Annotated in this window: 15 protein-coding genes and 1 pseudogene; 14 read left to right on the top strand and 2 right to left on the bottom strand. The window is 42.3% G+C overall.

Features of this window, described 5'->3' with window-relative positions:
* The 6 genes from JWQ85_RS01260 to JWQ85_RS01235 all read left to right on the top strand — a co-directional run.
* Positions 1-276 (top strand): SdiA-regulated domain-containing protein (locus JWQ85_RS01260; protein ID WP_299462718.1); only part of this gene is annotated, 276 nt, incomplete at its 5' end.
* A gap of 127 nt (positions 277-403) precedes the next feature.
* Positions 404-2,977 (top strand): BamA/TamA family outer membrane protein, encoded by a 2,574-nt coding sequence (locus JWQ85_RS01255; protein WP_299462716.1) that lies wholly within the window; start codon positions 404-406, stop codon positions 2,975-2,977.
* A gap of 233 nt (positions 2,978-3,210) precedes the next feature.
* Positions 3,211-3,525 carry a hypothetical protein gene (locus tag JWQ85_RS01250; protein ID WP_299462713.1) on the top strand — a complete coding sequence of 105 codons (315 nt, stop codon included), beginning with the start codon at positions 3,211-3,213 and terminating at the stop codon, positions 3,523-3,525.
* Between the two features lie 14 nt (positions 3,526-3,539).
* A complete protein-coding gene (locus JWQ85_RS01245; protein ID WP_299462710.1) occupies positions 3,540-6,101 on the top strand; it encodes a DUF5686 and carboxypeptidase-like regulatory domain-containing protein in 2,562 nt (853 codons plus the stop codon).
* A 47-nt stretch (positions 6,102-6,148) separates the two neighbouring features.
* On the top strand, positions 6,149-6,625 hold the full coding sequence (locus JWQ85_RS01240) for a MarR family winged helix-turn-helix transcriptional regulator (protein WP_299462707.1): 477 nt from the start codon (positions 6,149-6,151) through the stop codon (positions 6,623-6,625).
* Between the two features lie 106 nt (positions 6,626-6,731).
* Complete coding sequence (locus tag JWQ85_RS01235; RefSeq protein ID WP_299462705.1) at positions 6,732-7,334, top strand: TetR/AcrR family transcriptional regulator; 603 nt, start codon at positions 6,732-6,734, stop codon at positions 7,332-7,334.
* A gap of 81 nt (positions 7,335-7,415) precedes the next feature.
* Here the strand turns inward: JWQ85_RS01235 and JWQ85_RS01230 are convergent, their stop codons facing one another.
* On the bottom strand, positions 7,416-7,646 hold the full coding sequence (locus JWQ85_RS01230) for a hypothetical protein (protein ID WP_299462702.1): 231 nt from the start codon (positions 7,644-7,646) through the stop codon (positions 7,416-7,418).
* Here JWQ85_RS01230 and JWQ85_RS01225 point away from each other — a divergent pair.
* From JWQ85_RS01225 to JWQ85_RS01215, 3 genes are all read left to right on the top strand, one after another.
* Positions 7,645-8,781 (top strand): efflux RND transporter periplasmic adaptor subunit, encoded by a 1,137-nt coding sequence (locus tag JWQ85_RS01225; RefSeq protein WP_299462699.1) that lies wholly within the window; start codon positions 7,645-7,647, stop codon positions 8,779-8,781. The two genes, JWQ85_RS01230 and JWQ85_RS01225, sit on opposite strands and share 2 nt — an antisense overlap.
* A gap of 128 nt (positions 8,782-8,909) precedes the next feature.
* Positions 8,910-12,110 carry an efflux RND transporter permease subunit gene (locus JWQ85_RS01220; protein ID WP_299462697.1) on the top strand — a complete coding sequence of 1,067 codons (3,201 nt, stop codon included), beginning with the start codon at positions 8,910-8,912 and terminating at the stop codon, positions 12,108-12,110.
* A gap of 123 nt (positions 12,111-12,233) precedes the next feature.
* Positions 12,234-13,649 (top strand): TolC family protein, encoded by a 1,416-nt coding sequence (locus JWQ85_RS01215; protein WP_299462694.1) that lies wholly within the window; start codon positions 12,234-12,236, stop codon positions 13,647-13,649.
* A 73-nt stretch (positions 13,650-13,722) separates the two neighbouring features.
* Here the strand turns inward: JWQ85_RS01215 and JWQ85_RS01210 are convergent, their stop codons facing one another.
* A complete protein-coding gene (locus tag JWQ85_RS01210) occupies positions 13,723-15,615 on the bottom strand; it encodes a chloride channel protein (protein ID WP_299462691.1) in 1,893 nt (630 codons plus the stop codon).
* Positions 15,616-15,766: 151 nt separating this feature from the next.
* Here JWQ85_RS01210 and JWQ85_RS01205 point away from each other — a divergent pair, with 151 nt between their 5' ends.
* The 5 genes and pseudogenes from JWQ85_RS01205 to JWQ85_RS01185 all read left to right on the top strand — a co-directional run.
* Positions 15,767-16,000 carry a hypothetical protein gene (locus JWQ85_RS01205; protein WP_299462688.1) on the top strand — a complete coding sequence of 78 codons (234 nt, stop codon included), beginning with the start codon at positions 15,767-15,769 and terminating at the stop codon, positions 15,998-16,000.
* A gap of 22 nt (positions 16,001-16,022) precedes the next feature.
* On the top strand, positions 16,023-16,478 hold the full coding sequence (locus JWQ85_RS01200; protein ID WP_299462685.1) for a DoxX family protein: 456 nt from the start codon (positions 16,023-16,025) through the stop codon (positions 16,476-16,478).
* 62 nt (positions 16,479-16,540) lie between these two features.
* Positions 16,541-17,245 carry a Crp/Fnr family transcriptional regulator gene (locus JWQ85_RS01195; protein ID WP_299462682.1) on the top strand — a complete coding sequence of 235 codons (705 nt, stop codon included), beginning with the start codon at positions 16,541-16,543 and terminating at the stop codon, positions 17,243-17,245.
* A gap of 311 nt (positions 17,246-17,556) precedes the next feature.
* Positions 17,557-18,600, top strand: coding sequence for an IS110 family transposase (locus tag JWQ85_RS01190; RefSeq protein ID WP_299462679.1), 1,044 nt, complete (start codon positions 17,557-17,559; stop codon positions 18,598-18,600).
* A gap of 634 nt (positions 18,601-19,234) precedes the next feature.
* Positions 19,235-20,700 (top strand): annotated as a pseudogene (locus JWQ85_RS01185) (glycoside hydrolase); the annotation flags it as partial.

Below are 20,700 nucleotides of genomic sequence, written 5' to 3'. Positions count from 1 at the left end.
GCGTTAATTGGCAAGGCAAAAATGAAGTTCCATCCATCCGCGTTAGCAAAAAACCCGCTTACAAAGCAATGGTATGTACTTTCGTCGGTAAATAAAATGATCGTAGTGCTTGATGAACGCTGGAATGTATTGCAAGCCTACCCTATCAGCCCCAAACTGTTTTTACAGCCTGAAGGCATAGCTTTCGACAGGCAAGGCAATTTATATATCTCAAACGAGGGTGATAAAATAACAAATGGCAATGTTTTGCTATTTAAATACGCTAAATCACGGTAATTATTGGTGTAATAACATATCAATATTTCATAACTTTACGATATCGTTATTAAAAATATCAATTAATTGATTGATAATAATAACATTAGCACGGCATACCCCTTACCTTACAATCAACCGAACTGCCATGATCAAAAAACTACTTATCACATCCATAATGCTGCCGGTGGCGGTATCATGGGCATACGCACAACAAACGCCTGCACCTCAACCTGTTTTTCGTGATAGCATGGTTGTAAAGGTGCACCCCAGCTATGATAAAGTTAGTGGTATGCATCGCTGGTTTTTTGGTAAAAACTATCGTAAAGAGTGGGCTACCCCTGTAAAGGTGCCCGTTATTCGCATATCTGAAATTTACGGTGGCTTAACCCCCGAAAAAGAAGGCGGCGGTTTACAATCAAAATCATTAAGGTTAAAAGATAAAAGCGGCAAGGAATGGGTGATTCGCAGCGTGGAGAAAACGCCCGATAAACTTTTGCCAGAAAACCTGCAGGGAACTTTTGCGGTAGATTGGATCGAAGATGCTTTGAGCGGGCAGCACCCCTATTCGGCTTTAATAGTACCGCCGTTGGCTACAGCCGCACGTGTGCCCCACGCCAACCCTGTTATTGGTGTAATTGCTGATGATAATGCACTTGGCGAGTACAGAAAAGTATTTGCCGGCACCGTTTGCCTGCTGGAAGAACGCGAACCCATTGGCGAATCTGATAACACCATTAAAATGTTAGATAACCTGGTTAAAAGCAACGATAACAGCTTTGACGGCGAGGGTTTTCTACGCGCCCGGATGCTCGACTTACTTATTGGCGACTGGGACCGCCACGAAGATCAATGGCGCTGGGCCGAAACAAAAAAGGGTAAAGAAAAAATTTATATTGGCGTACCCCGCGACCGCGACCAGGTGTTTCACCTGGAGGAAGGGCTGTTTCCTGATATTGCCGCATTACCTTATATAAACCCGTTGTTGGGCGATTTTACGGCTAAGCCAAACTTTAAGTATGGTATATATAAAAGCCGTTTTCTAAACCCCTATCCAAATGCGCAAATGCCGCATGAGCAATGGATGCGTGTAGTAAACGAGTTTGTAGCCGCCGAAACTGATGCTGTACTGGAGGCCGGTTTACGCCACCTGCCGGGCGATACCTATAAAATGGGGCACGATGTATTGTTGGCTAAATTAAAAGCCCGCAGAGCGGCCATCCCCAAAGCAATGGATGAGTATTACCGCTTAATTTACCGCTATGCAGATATCCGTTTAAGTAATAAGAATGAGAAAGTTACGATAACCAGCACACCTGATGGCGGCTTACATGTTTTGGTAAATAAGATAACTAAAGAGGGTGAGATGAAAGATAGCACCCTGTCTATAACCTATAGCCCCGAGTTTACTAAAGAAATAAGGCTGTATACATCCGGCGGGGATGATAACATCAGCATTAATAATACTACCTCGCCCATAAAACTGAGGCTGATAGGAGGCTCGGAAGGTAATAAGGTTTATAATGTAGTGCAGTCGGCAAATAAGGTAAAAGTATACGATACCCCATCAGCGAAGTTTGAAGGCCTGAGCGACAGGCTGAGCAAGCACCTTTCTGCCGATACCATGAACACCCGTTTTGTTCAAACTAACCCCTACAATATTTGGATGCCCCTGGCAACAGCAGCTATTAATGCCGATGATGGTTTTTTACTTAGCTTGGGGTTTAAATACACAAAAAACGATGGTTTCCGCAAGCTACCTTACACCAGTTCGCAGCAATTACTGCTTACCCACGCCTTTGCCACCGATGCTTTCCGCATTAAATACAACGGCGAGTGGATCCAGGCTATAGGCAAGGCAGATTTTACCATGCAGGTAGTTGCACGTGCACCAGATAATACAGTAAACTTTTTCGGGCTGGGCAACGGCACAATCTTAAATAAGCAGCAACCCAATTACCGCAGATTTTATCGTACCCGCTTTGACACCTACGAGGTTGACCCTGCCCTGCGCTGGCATACAGGCACTAACAGCACCATCAGTGTGGGCCCATCGTTCCAGTACTACCGTATGGATATAGGCGATAATATTGGCAGACTTATTAATAATAGTTCACTTATTGGCTCGTATGATAGCTTAACTGTAAACCAGAGTAAAGCGCATTTAGGCCTGGCTGTAAACTTTAACAGCAACAATCGCATTGGTGGCATTTTACCAACCGGAGGCTATTATATCAACATCAGTTTAGAGGGATATAGAGGATTAAATAACTACTCAAAAGATTATATACAAATAAGGCCCGAATTTACCTTTTATCAGAAGCTTACCAGCAATGGTTCGGTGGTATTATCAGATCGTATTGGTGGCGGGGTAAGCTTAGGCAAACCTGCATTTTACCAATCGATGTTTTTGGGCGGACAGGGAAATTTATTAGGCTACCTGCAGTATCGTTTTGCGGGCAAACACATGGTATTTAATAACCTGCAAGGCCGGGTTAAACTATTTAATATTGCCAGTTATATTATACCGGGCCAGTTAGGCTTAAGTGGCTTTTATGATGCCGGCAGGGTTTGGGCCGATGAAGAAAAATCTAACAAATGGCACACGGGTGTGGGCGGGGGCCTTTACTTCTCGCCAGCCAGTTTAACAATTTTACAAATTTTAGCCGGCCATTCAGAAGAAGGCTGGTACCCTTACATATCGTTAAACTTCAGAATATAATTTCTAATTAGACCCTATTACTTATCATTTATATGGCATTTTGGTGTATTTAATACACTATATGTTACGCTACCCTATTTACCTATAATTTAGGTTGAAACGGCAACAATTGTCATATAAATATCCATCGGGCTGACTTTTGTCATCAAAAAGTTAAATATCGTTAAAGTAGTAAATTTAGTTGACTATATTAGTCAACTTGGTTTACATTTGCAGTGTTATTTATCACCACAATGAAAACGTTATCTCTACCTCAGCCAAATATCAGCTCTCTTTTTAAGAGAAACACTGATCATACGTCTGTTTCACAAAACACAAATTCTACATCAACTGCAGGCAAGCGGAACAAGCATACCATGTCTGCCGGCGAGTACATTATCAATGTTTTGGGAGAAGGTTTTAAGCAAAATTTTTTAGGTGCTGATATTAACATGGAGTTTTTAACGCTGACTGTTCGCAGTTATGCAACATCAACTGTTAAAGCGCTTCGCCAACTGGCGGTTAAACCCGCTGCAAAACAACAAAATACTAACCACGCCTCTATCTAAATTCACAGCATATAATGAAACGTTTACTCACCCCTATTTTTAATAAAAGTATCATACTGATACTTGTTTTGCTTTCATCGTTCACAAGCCTGCATGCACAAACTGTTGTACGCGGTGTTGTTACCGATGCTAAAACAAAACAGCCAATGTCATATGTAACGGTGGCCTTTACCGGCACAACGCAAGGCATAGGCACTAACGGCCAGGGCCGCTACACTTTATCAACTACCGATAATGCCATTAACCAAATAAAAGTATCTTTTGTAGGTTACAAAACCGCTGTACGCAGTATTACACCGGGCCAGGATCAAACTATAAACATTGCCTTAACAGAAGACAATCACTCGTTAAACGAGGTTGTAGTAAAATCTGCCAAAAAGAAAAAATACAGTAATAAAAATAACCCCGCTGTCGAGCTTATACGCCAGGTAATTGCCCACAAAGCGCAAAACCAGGTTGAAAATTACAACTATGCCGAGTACAAACAGTACGAACGCATGAATTTCTCGTTAAGTAACCTGAGTGATAAATTCCGCAACAAACGCATATTTAAAAATTATCAGTTCTTGTTCCGTGAGCAGGATTCAACTGCCATAGGTGGTAAAACCTTACTGCCAATGTACCAGGAAGAAAAAACATCTGATAATTACTTCCGCAAGGCGCCTTATGCTAAAAAACAAATCATCACTGCCAACAAACAAGTAAAATACGACGAGAATTTTGTTGACAACCAGGGCCTTACCGCTTACTTTAACCGTATGTATCAGGATATTAATATCTATGATAACAACGTATCGTTATTAAGTAACCAGTTGTTGAGCCCTATTGCAAACAGCTCGCCCGATTTTTACAAATTCTTTATTACCGATACACTTAAAGACGTTCAGCCAAACTTAATTGAGCTGAGCTTTACCCCACGTAATACCAATAACCTTTTATTCGAGGGTAAAATATATATCACCATGGATGGCAATTACGCCGTTCAGAACGCGTTGCTAACCGTTAACAAAAACATCAACTTAAACTTTGTGCGCCAGATGCAGGCCGACCTATCATTCGAAAAGAATAATGATGGCCGTTACCACCTAAGCCAAAGCGACCTGAAGATAGAGTTTGGTATCAACAAAAATAAAGGCGGCGGTATATATGGCGAGCGTTTGGTTACCATTAACAACTTTGTAATAAACACCGCCCGTACCGAAGAAACTTATAAAGGCCCGGCGCAGGTTATAGCATTAAATGCTGAAGATAAAGATGACACCTACTGGCAAATGACCCGCCCTGATACTTTAGACGCGGCATCTGCAAGCATTTATAAAAACATTGATAGCCTGCAAACTATACCATCGTTCAAAAAAACCATGGACATTGCCACACTGGTACTGGCCGGTTACAAAAACTTTGGCACATTTGAAGTTGGCCCTGCCAACACTTTCTATAGCTTTAACCCTGTAGAAGGTTTCCGTGTACGTGTGGGTGGCCGTAGTACGCCAATGCTAAGCAAGCGTTATTACTTTGAAACTTACGGTGCTTATGGTACCCGCGACGGAAAATTTAAATACTTTTTAAGCAGTACCTACTCGCTTAATAACAAATCTATCTACTCGTTCCCGCAAAACTATATAAGGGCAAGTTTCCAGCACGATACAAAAATACCGGGCCAGGAGTTGCAATTTGTTCAGGAAAGTAACTTCCTGTTATCGTTCAAACGTGGTGCAAACGATATCTGGTTATACAATGATATCTTCCGGTTAGATTATGTGCACGAGTTTACCAACCACCTGTCGTACTCGTTAGGTTTCAAAAAATGGAACCAAACCCCTGCAGGTTCGCTTTTATACCAAAACTTGTTGCCAAACGGCACATTGAATAATATCGATCTTATTCAAACTACCGAGCTTTCTGCACAGTTACGCTGGGCACCACACGAAAAATTTTACCAGGGTAAATTATACCGTACCCCAATACCTGATAAGTATCCTGTTTTTACCCTTAACTATACACAGGGTGTAAAAGGTTTGTTAGGCGGCGAGTATAATTATCAAAATGTGATAGGTAATATCAGCAAACGCTTTTACCTGTCGCAGCTGGGCTTTACAGATGTAAGCACCGAAGGTGGTTACCTGTTTGGCAAAGTGCCTTTCCCTTTATTGGATATACACCACGCCAACCAGACCTATGCCTTCCAGTTGCAGTCATATAACTTAATGAACTTCCAGGAGTTTGTGAGTGACCATTACGCCAGCATAGCTATTGACCATAACTTTAACGGGTTTTTGTTTAACCGCATACCGTTATTAAAGAAACTAAAACTACGCGAGATCATCGACTTTAAGAGTTTATGGGGCGGTGTACGCAGCGAGAACAATCCCGCTAATGACCCATCATTGTTACGTTTCCCGGGTAGTGGTGCAGGCACCTATGCTTTGGGCAGCACACCCTATATGGAAGGCAGCGTGGGCGTTGGTAACATATTCAAATTATTGCGTGTAGACCTGGTTAAACGTTTCACTTACCTTGACCATCCCGGTGCCCCGGAGTGGGGAATAAGGTTCTTCGTAAAGTTCGATTTTTAACTTATATTCGTAAACCAGGTTGACATTTAATTGTTATAGATACTATCATGGAAAACCCTTGTGTAATGACTGAAGAAAGCAAAAAGGTTGCCCCAAAGCTGATATACCTGCTTAAGCGCCTTTTGGACGAGTGGATGGGTAAAAAGCTTTGCCGTATCGATCAGCCGGGGTTTAATAGCGCCCATCTGCCCCTGTTTATGAGTATTGGCAAAACCGGTATATCAAATAACGAACTGGCAGCTAAAATGAACGTTACCAAACAGGCAACCAGTAAAATGATAAAAGAACTGGAAGCCATTAACATGGTAAAAAGTGAAAAAAGCCCCGATGATGCCCGTGTAGTAATGCTGCACTTTACACCCGAGGGTGAAGCTTTTTATCATAACTTAAAAAGCCAGGTAATGGATCTTGAAACCCAGTACAAAAAGGTAGCAGGCACCAAAAATTACGAAATTGCTATAGAAGTTATGCTGAAACTTGTAAAGTTTCATGAAGAAAATAACTGCATCGAAGAAAAATCATAAAATAATTTAAGTTTTACTAAGTAAATGACAATAGAATGAAACGGTTTTTAATTTACCGTTGTACATTTGCTTAACACTGTTAAATAATCTAATAGGACTAAATAAAATGGCCAGCAAGGATAGGATACAACGATTGAAAGAGGAAACCAGGAGTAACATTCTGAGTGCCGCTTTGCAAATTGTTAAGGAAGATGGATGGCAGGCCTTAAGTATGCGTAAAATAGCCGATGTAATAGAATACACCGCCCCTATTATTTACGAATACTTTGCCAATAAGGAAGCGATATTACTGGAACTTACCCGTAAAGGTTTTTTATTACTATCAAAAGATCTGCAGGAAGCAAAAGATAAATATACATCGCCAGCAGACCAGCTGGAAGCTATGTGGCTTGCTTATTGGAACTTCGCTTTTGCAAATAAAGAATTATACCAGGTAATGTTTGGTATAACAACCAACTGTAGCTGCGAAATGGTAAATAATTTGGCCGAGGCTGAACTGCCCTGGGAACATTTCAGCACGTCGATTAGTGAATTAATGAAAATTGAGGATCTTAATTCGGATGTGATTTGTACAAAATATTATACTTTTTGGTCGGTAGTACACGGGTTAGTGTCTATCAATCTTTTAAATCGCGGTGATTCTGATGCTATAAACAGGCAAGTATTAAGGGATGCCATTACAGGCATTATTAGATCTATCACCCCTTAATTAAAAGTTTAACCTTGTTAAATTATTAATAAGGGTAAATTAAAGTTCAACTATTAAAACTCACGCTTATGAAAACTATAATCACTCTTCTCCCCCGATATTTAACAGTGTTAAATAATCTAACAAGGTTAATGTCATTTTTATATCGTCGTTAGCTACGGTGATATCCGCAGTAAAAACGAAACATATATCTATCGAATAGAACAATAGCATAACAATGTACAATACAACAAAAACAACCGACACAATATATATCGACAGCTTGCGGGCTGCTCTAACACCTATCAACTCACCATCAAAATTAATCATCATGAAAATTATCTTAATAGCGATAATCGCCGTTTCATTATTCAGTTGTTCTCCAAAGCCGCAAACGGCACAAGCTCCACCTCCACCGTCATTACCGGTAGCGGCAGTAGTATCTGGTAATCAAACAACTTACCAGGAATATCCTGCATCTATAGAAGGTACCGTAAACGTTGAGGTTCGCCCACAAGTTAGCGGTTCATTAGATAAAGTATTTGTAGACGAAGGCGCATTTGTAAATGCAGGCCAGCCAATATTTAAAATAAACGAGCAGCCATATCGCGCGGCATTAAACAACGCTTTAGCAAGTTTACACGCGGCCGAAGCAGCACAAGGTAACGCCCAGATTGAGGTTGACAAATTAACCCCGCTTGTAGCTAACAAAGTAGTATCAGACTACCAGTTAAAAACAGCTAAAGCTACCTACCAGGTTGCCAAAGCCAATATCGAATCGGCAAAAGCAAATGTTGCTACAGCGCAAATCAATTTAGGTTACACCTTAATAAAAGCCCCTGTTAGCGGTTACATTGGCCGCCTGTTAAAAAAACAAGGTAGCCTGGTTTCTCCGCAGGATGTTGAAGCTTTAACACAATTATCTGATGTGCACGATGTGCATGTTTACTTCTCCCTTGGTGAAAAAGACTTTGTAGGCTTTAAAGACCAATACGAAGGTGCTACACTTAAAGACAAGCTTAAACACCTACCAGCAGTATCACTATTATTAGCTGACGGCAGCGAGTATGCTAAACAAGGTAAAATAGATGTAATTGATGGCCAGTTTGATAAAACTACCGGCGCTATCACTGTAAGGGCTACTTTTTCTAATCCGCAGGGCTTATTACGCTCAGGCAATACAGGTAAAGTTCGCCTGAGCCTGCAACATACCAATGCCTTGATCATCCCTCAATCGGCTACTATCGACATGCAGGATAAGGTATTCGTGTACGCTTTAGCGGATAGCAACAAAGTGAAAAAATCGCCTATTACCATTATAGGTACAAGCGGCGAAAATTACCTGGTTAAAGATGGCGTTAAAGCCGGCGACCAGATAGTGCTTAGTGGCATCGACAAATTACAGGAAGGTATGGTTATAGCCCCGCAAAAATCTGTTGATAAAGCGGCTGTTGTAGCTAAAAACTAATAACTCAAAACGACACAAGAACTCACGAATCAAGAAACAAGAAACAAGACGTAGGGAATTTAGGAAGATACCAATAGGGTGTCTTGCCTCCTGGTTCCTTACATCTTGCTTCTCTAAACACAAAAGTCATGTTTAAGAAATTCATAGACAGGCCGGTACTATCAACTGTTATCTCCATCTTATTGGTGATAGTAGGTATACTTGGCTTAACCAAACTGCCCTTAGAGCGTTTCCCTAATATTGCCCCGCCGGCTGTATTGGTATCTGCTGTTTATCCGGGCGCCAATGCCGAAACTATTTTACGTTCGGTAACACCTTCTTTAGAAGAAGCAATTAATGGTGTAGAGAACATGACCTACATGACCTCTACAGCCAGTAACGATGGTACATTAGGTATTACTGTTTACTTTAAGCAAGGTACCGACCCCGATCAGGCAGCGGTGAATGTGCAAAACCGCGTTTCGCAAGCTACAAGCCAGTTACCTGCCGAGGTTGTGCAATACGGTATTACTACCACCAAACAGCAAAACAGCTTTATTGGTGCCATGGCCATTTATACAGACGATCCTAAAAAATACGATCAGACATTTGTGGCCAACTACGCGCAAATCAACATTGTGCCCGAGATAAAACGTATCCCGGGTGTGGGCTCGGCCAGTATATTTGGTGGGGTTAAAGATTACTCAATGCGTGTTTGGCTAAACCCTACACAAATGGCAACTTACAAAGTTACGCCTGCTGAAGTAATGGCTGCCATACAGGATAAAAACATTGAAGCAGCTCCGGGCCGTTTCGGCGAACGTAGCGATCAATCATTTGAATACGTAATTAAATATAAAGGTAAGCTTACCAAACCTGAGGAATATCAGAATATTGCCATTCGTGCTAATGCCGATGGTTCTGTACTGCATTTAAAAGATGTAGCACGTGTTGAATTGGGTGCTTATTCTTATAACAGCTACAGTAACCTTAACGGCAAGGATGGTGTTATTATCGGTATCATACAGCTATCAGGATCAAATGCTAACGAGATTCAAATAGCTATTGATAAGCTGATGGTAAAAGCGGCTAAAGATTTCCCTGTAGGCATTAAATATAACCAGTTCTATCGTACCAAAACAGATTTGGATGAATCTATAACCCAGGTTCAGCATACGCTGATAGAGGCATTCGTGCTGGTATTTATCGTAGTGTTTATATTCCTTCAGGATTTTAGGTCTACTCTTATCCCGGCTATAGCGGTTCCGGTGGCTATTATTGGTACGTTCTTTTTCATGAGCGTCTTTGGCTTCTCCATCAACCTGCTAACCTTGTTTGCGTTAGTGCTGGCCATTGGTATTGTAGTGGATGATGCTATTGTGGTGGTCGAAGCGGTGCATGCCAAAATGGAGCACGACCCAAGCCTCAGCCCTAAAAAAGCAACAACCGAAGCAATGCATGAGATAACCGGTGCTATTATATCTATTACCCTGGTTATGGCTGCTGTGTTCCTACCGGTAAGTTTCATGTCGGGTTCTACGGGTATATTTTACAAGCAGTTTGCATTGACCATGGCTATAGCCATCATTATATCAGCTGTTAACGCCCTAACATTAAGTCCGGCACTGGCTGCATTGTTCTTAAAGAACAAGCATACTGCTGATGGCCAGCCTGCTCCTAAACAAGGCTTTGTAGATAAGTTTTATGCAGGTTTTAACGGCAGCTTTAACTATATCACTAACAGGTATGTTGGCGGTATAAAAGTGCTTATCAAAAACAAATGGGTAAGCATGGCCGGCCTTGCAGTTTTAATTGTTGTTACCGTGTTTATGGTGAACAGGACCAAAACAGGCTTTATCCCTACAGAAGATCAGGGCTTTGTGGCCATAGCGGTTTCAACGCCATCGGGTACTTCGTTAAGCGGTACTAACAAGATCTTCAAACAAGCCGAAGATCAGTTGAAAACTTTACCATCAGCAAGATTCGTTACCGCGTTATCAGGTTTCAACTTCTTAACACAGTCAAGCAGTCCATCTGCGGGGGTTATCTTCCTGTTGTTAAAACCTACTGACGAACGCGGCAAGGTTAAAAATATCGATGAGATCCAAAACATAGTAAGGGGAAAATTAGGTGCCGTACCAGGTGGTACATTCTTCGTATTCAGCTTCCCAACCGTTCCGGGATTTAGTAACGTGGAAGCGCTGGATGTGATGCTACAGGACAGGACTAATGGTAAACTGGATAAGTTTAGCGGCATTGCCAATAACTTTATTGCCAAGCTAATGCAGAAACCGGCAGTTGCTTATGCCTTTACATCATACAAAGCCGACTACCCTCAATTACAATTAGAAATTGACGACGAGAAGGCTAACCAGTTAGGTGTAAATGTAAAGGACATCCTATCAACTATGCAGGCTTATTTTGGTACCGCACAGGCTTCGGACTTTAACCGCTTTGGTAAATATTACCGTGTGGTGGTACAGGCTGATATTGCCGACCGTACCGATCCGAAAACTATTGACCGCGTGTTTGTAAAAAATAAAGCAGGCGAAACCGTGCCAATTAACACCCTGGTTAAACTAACCCGCGTGTATGGTTCTGAAACCGCGTCACGTTATAACCTGTTTAACTCTATCCAGATAAATGCTATCCCTAAACCGGGCTATAGCTCGGGTGATGCCATAAAGGCCATAGAGGAAACTGCAAAAGAACAACTGCCGCAAGGTTTTGCATACGAGTTCTCGGGCCAAACCCGTGAGGAGATCTCGTCAGGCGGTCAGTCTACCGTTGTGTTCCTGTTATGTTTGGTGTTTGTATACTTCCTATTATCGGCACAATACGAAAGTTATATCCTGCCGCTGGCCGTTATACTTTCAATCCCTACCGGTTTATTCGGTGTGTTTGTTGTACTGGGCATAACCGGTATCGAAAACAACATCTACGTACAGGTAGCGCTGATCATGCTCATCGGTTTGCTGGCTAAAAACGCCATCCTTATTGTAGAGTTCGCCGTGCAGAAACGAAGGGCTGGCTTAAGCCTGGTTAATGCAGCTGTTGAGGCAGCAAGGCTTAGGATACGCCCAATTGTGATGACATCGCTGGCCTTCGTATTCGGTCTATTCCCGATGAGTATTGCCACCGGCCCTTCTGCACAGGGTAACCACTCTATTAGTATTGGTGCTGCCGGCGGTATGGTGTCTGGAGTAATATTGGGCTTGCTTATAATCCCGGTTCTGTTTGTGGTCTTCCAGCATCTGCAGGAAAAAATCACAGGCGTGCCGCTTTCAAGGCACCTGGATAAAAATTACAACCCGGATGCTCAGGCTGTTAAACAATTGGAAACAAACTAAAGGCCTTACCCTGCCCTCTCCAAAGGAGAGGGTTCATAAGGCTTTAAAATAAAGATTTATCCCCCTTGCTTTTAAGTCCCTCTCCTTTGGAGAGGGGTTGGGGTGAGGCTAAAGACAAACACAATGAAAAGATATATAAATACATTCGCCTTTATGCTGTTACTGGCATTAAGCGCATGTAAAGTTTCAAAAGATATTGAAACACCAAAACCTGCATTGCCCGTTGCTTTCAGGAATGCAGCTACAGCAAGCGATACCACAAGTATTGCTGATATACAATGGAAAAACTTCTTTACCGAAGCTACCCTGCAAAAGCTGATAGATAGCGCCATCGTTAATAATTACGATATGCAGATAGCTGTTAAGAACATAGAGGCATCGCAGCTATTATTTAAACAGGTTAAATGGAACTATACACCACAGGTAAACCTGAATGTAACCGCAAGCACCAGTCGCCCTTCAGACAACAGTTTGAACGGTTTAAGCCTGAGTAGTTTTGGTGTAGGTACAAAACACATCGAAGATTACTCTGCTAACCTTGCCCTTTCATGGGAAGCTGATATATGGGGTAAGATCCGCAATCAAAGCAAAGCTTCACTGGCTGCCTACCTGCAAACTACCGAAGCTAAAAAAGCGATCCAAACCAACATTGTTGCAGGTGTATCGCAAGGTTATTATAACCTGCTGATGCTGGACGAACAGTTAAACATCGCCCAAAAGAATGTAAAGCTGAATGATAGTACACTACGCATCATCCGTTTACAATACGATGCCGGGCAGGTAACTTCATTGGCTGTACAACAAGCCGAGGCACAACGCCTGGCAGCTGCACAGCTTGTACCCCAGTTTGAACAGAATATTACTATACAAGAAAATGCCCTGCGCATACTAACCGGCGCATTACCAGACAGGATCGAACGCAGTAATACTTTAAGTAATATTCAGATCAACGAGAACCTGCCATCTGGTTTACCATCAGCAATTGTTAGCCGCAGGCCCGATGTAAAATCTGCAGAACTGGCCCTTAATATTGCCAATGCACAGGTGGGTATTGCTAAAGCAAATATGTATCCATCATTAACTATTACAGCTTCGGGTGGTGTAAATTCGTTTAAAGCAAGCAATTGGTTTAACATACCTGCATCTCTGTTTGGATCAGTGGTTGGTGGCATTACACAACCTTTGTTTAACCGCAAAAAACTGAAGACACAATTTAAAGTTGCCAAAATAGATCGCGAAAAAACGGTATTACAATTCCGCCAATCGGTATTAAATGCGGTTGGTGAAGTATCTGATGCTTTGGTAACCATCGAGAAACTGAAAACACAGCAAGCCATTGCAGCAAACAGGGTAACTACCTTACAACAAGCTACCGGCAATGCCAACCTGTTATTCAGAAATGGTATGGCTACTTACCTTGAAGTTATAACTGCACAAGGTAATGTACTACAAAGCGAACTGGAACTGGCTTCAATAAAACGTGCGCAACTAAGCGCCGTATCTAACCTTTACCGCTCATTAGGTGGTGGTTGGAAATAAGAACTGAAGATGAGTGATGAGTGAAAAGCCGCTCCTTCGATTTTCGAAGGGCGGCTTTTTTTATGAAATTGAATTACGCCTTATTATCCTCATTATTCAAATTAATAAGCTTCTTCCCACGTATAACCATCTTCATGTGCTGGCGTTTCAGGGATATCTTAGTATGCAGGTTTTCGTTTTTACTGATATTGGTTTGATAAGCCTTTATGATGTCTTTATACGTTAGCACACCTATTACTTTACCATCCTTACCGGCAGATAAAATTGGCATTACTTCGGTATTATTTTTCGACATGCTTTCTACCGCGCGGTGAAGGGTATCGGTACTTTTAATAGTCGCGCCATGCACCGGGGCTACCAGGTCACTTAATCTTGCAGTGGCATCCATGTCGCCGTTGTATATGTCTGTAATTTTTAGCGTTCCGCTATAATTTTCATTGTTATCTATTAAAATAAAGTAATTATCCTCTACCTTATTTTTGCTCAGCCAGTTTTTTACTTCTTTAATAGTACTATCGGCACTCAGCACAATCGCATCATCGTTTATTACATCAGATACATACATTTTCTGCAGAATATCCGGCTCAAATGAATCGGGTGTGGAAATACCACGACGGGCGATCTTCTCGGTCATGATGGTGTTTTCCATCAAAAAGAAAGATACAATGTAAGCGGCAGTACAAGCACCCAATAAAGGCAGCAAAGCATGCGATTGCAAGGTTGCTTCCAGCGCGAATACAATACTGGTGATGAACGCCCTTGATGCCCCGGCAAACATAGCCGACATGCCAATTAAAGCGGCCATTGGCAAGGTGATGCCGGCATCAGGGAAATAAGATAATATTAATGAACCGATAATTGCCCCCGAAGCGCCGCCTATGGTTAACAAAGGGGCCAACGTACCGCCTGATGTACCGCTGCCCAAAGCAATAGCCCACGACAAAAATTTAAACAGGCATAAACTAACAATAAGTGTTAATGGCCAGGTACCTGATAAGATCCCGGTAATATTATCATAACCAACGCCAAGTGTATGCGGCGCAAAGTAGCCAATAACACCAACCGTTAAACCGCCTATAGCCGGCCACCACATCCAATGGATAGGTAATTTTTCAAAAGCATCTTCAATAAAGTAAACAATTTTGGTAATGCCTAATGATAGCAGGCCTACTAAAAGCCCCATAAAGCTATATATACCCAGTGCCAGGTTTGATGGTATGGCCAGATCGGGCATTGGGAATACCGGCCCCGATTCAAATAATAAATGATGGCCTGCTGCACCTGTTATACAGGCCAGTGCCACCGGTAGTATTGATTTCGGCGAAAACTCGAACAGTAATAGTTCTATCGCCAAAAATATAGCGGCTATTGGCGTACCAAATATGGCCGACATACCCGCTGTTGCACCCGCGGCCAAAATAATTTTACGCTCGTTCGCGGTAACTTTAAATAACTGCCCAAGGGTTGAACCCAAAGCACCACCGGTAGCAATAATAGGCCCCTCGGCGCCAAATGGCCCACCCGTACCTATAGCTATGGCCGATGATATGGGCTTTAAAAAGGTGATAGATGGTTTAATATTACTCTCGTTAACTAAAATTTGCTCCATAGCTTCGGGTATACCATGGCCGCGTATGGCTTTTGAACCATATAACGCCATAAAACCTACAATTACCCCGCCTATTGCCGGTACTGCAATTACCCAAAGCCCCAAACTATTAGCTGCGGGACTGTGAAAGGCAACACTAAGCTGGCCGTAAAAGGCAATATTGGTTACCACATTAATAAGCGAAACCAGCACTTTGGCAATTAAACTTATAGCAACAGCTACACCAACGGCATATACACAGATGCGTAAAAGCCTTGCCTTTAAAAAGGTTGATTTTTTTACCGGGTCTGTATCGTCGTCAAGCTGGGTTAATAGTGGAGAAATGGGGATACCGTTCTTAAGATTACTTTTTTTCATAAAAAATACACAATTCAAATGCCTCGATATTGCTTTAACAAGCAAAACACAAGGCAATGTTAAAACAAATTTGACTTTTTTATTGTTTTAACAATATATTTGCAAATATATAAGTTAAATTTGTAAACTAAAACATTGTTAATACAAGATTATGAGAAATTCAGGTAAAATACTTATTGCGCTTGGTGTAGTTATTATGCTAATTGGTTGCTACATCTTCAGGAACCTTAACCACGTAAGCGCTGTAGATTCGCATTCATGGACCATTAATTTGAATGGTATCAATTCTTTTCCCTGGATAATATTCAGCGGTTTTGTTATATTTATGGTAGGTATATCTTTTATTATAGCCACCACTAAAGAGATTCACCAAAGAATAAGCTAAACCGTGTTTAAAGCTGTAATGTATGAGCGTAATAAACAAAATTGAAAAATGGGGAGACAGGCACCATCCTGCCGTTTTAGATGTATTACGCATAATGCTGGGAATATTCCTGTTTTTAAAAGGACTTAGCTTTATGGAAAACATGAGCTATTTAAGGTGGATAATTGAAGATCAGCAACTGTTAAATTTATCGCCCTTCTTTCTTAAGGCTGTTATGTACTACGTAACTTTCGTCCACATGGCTGGTGGCATCCTCATAACCCTTGGCTTGCTTACACGTTTATCCTCGCTGTTACAGCTACCCATTGTTATATCGGCACTGTTCGTAATTAATATATTTCGTTCCGAGCCTAATAATGACCTGTGGCTTTCCATTTTTGCTTGTGTGCTGCTTATCATTTTCTCACTCATTGGTTCGGGGCCGTTATCGCTTAATAACCTTTTGTCGCCTAAAGAGCAAGATAATGCAAAGGGCTAAGCCATACTGTTAAAAATAATTATGTTCTTTGCTGATATTGCAGTCGCAACATTTTGTAAATAATGAAGGAAACTAAAAATGCCTGCAATTTAAATAATTGCTTTTTGTGTACGCATAGTGTTAAAGATTGGATACCGGCAATTGGTGCGCATAAAACAAATTTTATAGTAAAAAAAGGCGAAAGCATTTTTAAAGAAGGCGACCCGGTTAAAGGTATTTATTTTGTGTATACCGGTAAGGTTAAAGTACATAAACGCTGGAATACCGATAAAGAGCTTATTATCCGTTTTGCCCAATCGGGCGATATATTGGGGCACATGGGGCTGGGTAACAATCCCGTTTACCCGGTAGCAACTACCGCTTTAGAGCCAACAATCCTTTGTTATATCGATCTTTCTTTCTTTGAATCCACCCTTAACGTGAACCATAAGTTCACCTACGCCTTAATGAAGTTTTTTGCTGATGAGTTGCAGAAATCAGAAAAGCGGATGCGTAACCTGGTACATATGCCGGTTAAAGAGCGTATTGCCCTGGCAATGCTTAACCTTAAAGGCTTATTTGGCACCGACGATACCGGCGCTATAAATATCGAGCTTACCCGGCAGGATCTGTCAAGCTACGCGGCGGTATCATACGAAACATGGTTCAAAGTGACCCAGGATTTTATCCAGGAAAACCTGATATCCGTAACCGGTAAAAGCATCACCATTTTAAATGAACCGGTTTTGCAAAAGCTGGTTAACGATGCCAATGAAGGGTTCGAGTAGCTAAGTATGGGCGTTGCCTGCGGCCGGGCTCTCCGCTCATACTGCACAGGCCTTAACCACAGGCCGGTATCCGCTCCTATCCCTCCTATGTTTACATTTATATTATTGTAATGATCATATGAGTGAAAAGAGTGAGAGCACACCTATCCCAAGCAGCTATAAGCATGCTGAGCGTTAGACATCGCCTCATTCTTTTACTTTTTTGAGTTGGAACAGAATGTAAGGAGCATGGCGCAGCTATGTATCCAGGATATCCGGCAGGAGGAACAACGAAGGAAGGTTTCACTTAATGATCCCAAAGTTTTTATCAAATGGCAAACAGGTTATTAAAACAAGTAGTTGGTATCGACGTAGCTCAGAAAGAGTTGGTGGTTTCATTAGGCAGGATGGATGAAAATGCAGTTTCTGTTATTTATGCAGGTAAGGCCTTTTTGAACAATGAAAAAGGATTTGCAAGCATGGAATCATGGGTAAACAAACAAACTTTTACAGCATATCCTTTAAGGTATGTTATGGAAGCAACAGGGGTGTATCATGAAAAAGCGGCTTATTACCTGTCAAACAAAAAGTATGATGTAAGTATCGTTAAGCCGAATAGGATATCGGGCTTCTTTCGGACTCTGGAGCTGAAAACAATAACCGACAAGTCCATGTCGCAAGCCATAGCCATGTTCGGATTGGAAAAGAAACTGGATAATTGGGTACAGCCCAAAAGAGTTTATAGAAGCCTTCGGCAATTGACCCGCGAAAGAGAACAACTCATCGCTGAGCGAACAGTGATCAAAAATCAACTACATGCGGAGCAAGCTGAAGCTTTTCCGGGTGAGGATACCATTCGCAGAATGAAGGATAGGATAAAGATCATAAATGTCCAACTAAAAGAGGTCATGGTCGAAATAAGAACGGCTATAAAGCGGGATGCTGAACTCAAAAAAACGATCGATACTATCACAACCATACCCGGTATTGGCCTTTTAACGGCAACAATAGTATTGGCTGAGACGAACGGATTTGAACTGATACAAAACAAAAGACAACTGACCAGTTATGCCGGACTGGATATCAAAGAAAAGGAGTCTGGGACATCCGTCAAAGGGAAACCACGGATATCAAAACAGGGGAATAAATATTTGAGAAAGGCGATGTATTTGCCGGCATTGGCAGCCATAAAATATTCAGAAAGATACAAAGCGGTATTTATTAGGATAGTATCCCGAAACAGTGTAAAAATGAAAGGAGTAATAGCAGTCGGAAGAAAGCTTCTCGAAATGGTTTACACGATATACAAAACCGGAAAACCGTATCAGATGGACTATCTGCAAAAACAAGCGGAACTAAGCCCTCTAAATAGTTAGAGCAGCCTCATTAAGAATGGGCCGCCCTAAACAGGCTGGCTTAAGCCGCCTTAAGTATCAAAAATAAAAAATTCTATTATTACTTGCAAATCAACACAGAATCTAACGCAGGCTGACTCACCCGGTCTTTGCTTCGCTCGACCACCCTCTCTTCGCAAGCGGAAAGAGGGGTTTGCAATTTTTTATACCACCGCACTTAAGCCACCACTTCATTGCGAGGTACGAAGCAATCTCCTGATAGTTAGGTTGACAGCCACGAAGGCGGATAATCATAGTTCTGAGATTGCTTCGTACCTCGCAATGACGTGGTGGAGATCAAACAAGAAAGGCTGCCGATAAGGCAGCCTTTCTTGTTTATAGGATTTCTGCAATTTTCTCCTCACCCTCCTTCCGCGCAGCGAAGGGAGGGTCGACCAGCGTAGCGTAGTCGGGGTGGGTTAAATAGCGAAGCGGCATGGTTTTTCACTCCCCGTCGCACGCGTGTGGCAGCGAGGCTGGCCGGTATACACTTTTATCTTTAACGCAAGTCCCAATTATAAGGATACACCGCAGCACAGTCATTCCCAATCTATTCGTCATATTTACAGTCATTATAAACCATACCTTTTACTTTAGCCTGTCGATTGTAACCCGCATGAAAAAACTATTCATCGTCCTTTGCCTTATTATCCCCTGTTTCGCGCAAGCGCAAACCAATACAAAACCGCAATGGAAAGCACACTGGATAGGCACAGCAAACAGCCCCGATACATCGGTTAACACCTGGCTGGCTTATCGCAAACAAATAGATCTGAAACAGATCCCTAAACATGCCATAGCCAAAATTGCTGCCGATAGTAAGTACTGGTTATACATTAACGGCAAAATGGTTGTTTTTGAGGGTGAGTTAAAACGCGGGCCAAACCCAAACGATACTTATTATGACGCGGTAAATATTGTACCCTATTTAAAGTCGGGAAAAAACACCATTGCAGTGCTGCTTTGGTATTTTGGCCAACAGGGATTTTCGCATAAAAGCAGTGGTCAGGCTGGCTTATTTTTCGATTGCCAAAATGCAGGGCTATCTATCCTGAGTGATAAAACATGGAAGTGCGCTAAGTTAGCAGCTTACCAAACTGCCGGCGATCCAAAACCTAATTACCGCCTGCCCGAATCAAACATTATGTACGATGCCCGTTTAGCTATTGGCAACTGGCAAAGCACTACCTATGATGACAAATCAATGGGTTATGCATCTGAGCGTGGCACAGTGGGGTCGGCACCATGGAATAAACTGGTGCTTCGCCCTATCCCGCTTTGGAAAGATTACGGACTAAAAGATTATCTGAACACTAAAACTTCATCATCTGCTACTACCGATACTATAATTGCACAGTTACCTTACAATGCGCAGATCACGCCATACCTGGAGGTGGAAGCATCGGCAGGGCAAAAAATTGTGATGTGTACCGATAACTACCTGTTTAACAATGGCGGCGAGCCCAACTTACGCGGCGAATATATCACCAAAGATGGCACCCAACAATACGAAAGCCTGGGCTGGCTTAACGGGCAAAAGGTTTACTACATCATCCCGAGGGGGATAAAAGTTATAAAACTGGCTTACCGCGAAACGGGTTATGATACCAAATTTGCGGGCAGTTTTACCAGTTCCGACCCTTTCTTTAACAAACTGTGGCAAAAATCGCAACGCACATTGTATATCACCATGCGCGATGGTTATATGGATTGCCCCGACCGTGAGCGCGCGCAATGGACAGGCGACGCTACTAATGAATCGGGAGAAGCCTTTTATGCTCTTTCGCCATCCAGCCATGCCCTTGCTAAAAAATGGCTGCACGAACTAATTGACTGGCAACGCCCGGATAGCAGCCTGTTTGCACCATCGCCCGCAGGTAACTGGAATGTAGAACTACCCGACCAGGTGGCAGCCAGCGTAGGTTTTTACGGCTTGTATAATTACTACCTCCATACCGGCGATAAACAAACCCTTGCCGAGCTATACCCGGGCGCAAAACGCTATTTGGATAGCTGGAAGATCAATGATAAAGGAACAATAGTATTCCGCAAAGTGGGCTGGACATGGGGCGACTGGGGCGA

The sequence above is a fragment of the Mucilaginibacter sp. genome (genome assembly GCF_028288105.1).
Taxonomy (GTDB): domain Bacteria; phylum Bacteroidota; class Bacteroidia; order Sphingobacteriales; family Sphingobacteriaceae; genus Mucilaginibacter.
This window is presented reverse-complemented; position numbering and strand designations above follow the sequence as displayed.

What these genes read in the sequence shown, in the direction of transcription:
- JWQ85_RS01255 (WP_299462716.1), top strand. Translation starts at nt 404, where the DNA reads ATGATCAAAAAACTACTTATCACATCCATAATGCTGCCGGTGGCGGTA.
- JWQ85_RS01250 (WP_299462713.1), top strand. Translation starts at nt 3,211, where the DNA reads ATGAAAACGTTATCTCTACCTCAGCCAAATATCAGCTCTCTTTTTAAG.
- JWQ85_RS01245 (WP_299462710.1), top strand. Translation starts at nt 3,540, where the DNA reads ATGAAACGTTTACTCACCCCTATTTTTAATAAAAGTATCATACTGATA.
- JWQ85_RS01240 (WP_299462707.1), top strand. Translation starts at nt 6,149, where the DNA reads ATGGAAAACCCTTGTGTAATGACTGAAGAAAGCAAAAAGGTTGCCCCA.
- JWQ85_RS01235 (WP_299462705.1), top strand. Translation starts at nt 6,732, where the DNA reads ATGGCCAGCAAGGATAGGATACAACGATTGAAAGAGGAAACCAGGAGT.
- JWQ85_RS01225 (WP_299462699.1), top strand. Translation starts at nt 7,645, where the DNA reads ATGAAAATTATCTTAATAGCGATAATCGCCGTTTCATTATTCAGTTGT.
- JWQ85_RS01230 (WP_299462702.1), bottom strand. Translation starts at nt 7,646, where the DNA reads ATGATGATTAATTTTGATGGTGAGTTGATAGGTGTTAGAGCAGCCCGC.
- JWQ85_RS01220 (WP_299462697.1), top strand. Translation starts at nt 8,910, where the DNA reads ATGTTTAAGAAATTCATAGACAGGCCGGTACTATCAACTGTTATCTCC.
- JWQ85_RS01215 (WP_299462694.1), top strand. Translation starts at nt 12,234, where the DNA reads ATGAAAAGATATATAAATACATTCGCCTTTATGCTGTTACTGGCATTA.
- JWQ85_RS01210 (WP_299462691.1), bottom strand. Translation starts at nt 15,615, where the DNA reads ATGAAAAAAAGTAATCTTAAGAACGGTATCCCCATTTCTCCACTATTA.
- JWQ85_RS01205 (WP_299462688.1), top strand. Translation starts at nt 15,767, where the DNA reads ATGAGAAATTCAGGTAAAATACTTATTGCGCTTGGTGTAGTTATTATG.
- JWQ85_RS01200 (WP_299462685.1), top strand. Translation starts at nt 16,023, where the DNA reads ATGAGCGTAATAAACAAAATTGAAAAATGGGGAGACAGGCACCATCCT.
- JWQ85_RS01195 (WP_299462682.1), top strand. Translation starts at nt 16,541, where the DNA reads ATGAAGGAAACTAAAAATGCCTGCAATTTAAATAATTGCTTTTTGTGT.
- JWQ85_RS01190 (WP_299462679.1), top strand. Translation starts at nt 17,557, where the DNA reads ATGGCAAACAGGTTATTAAAACAAGTAGTTGGTATCGACGTAGCTCAG.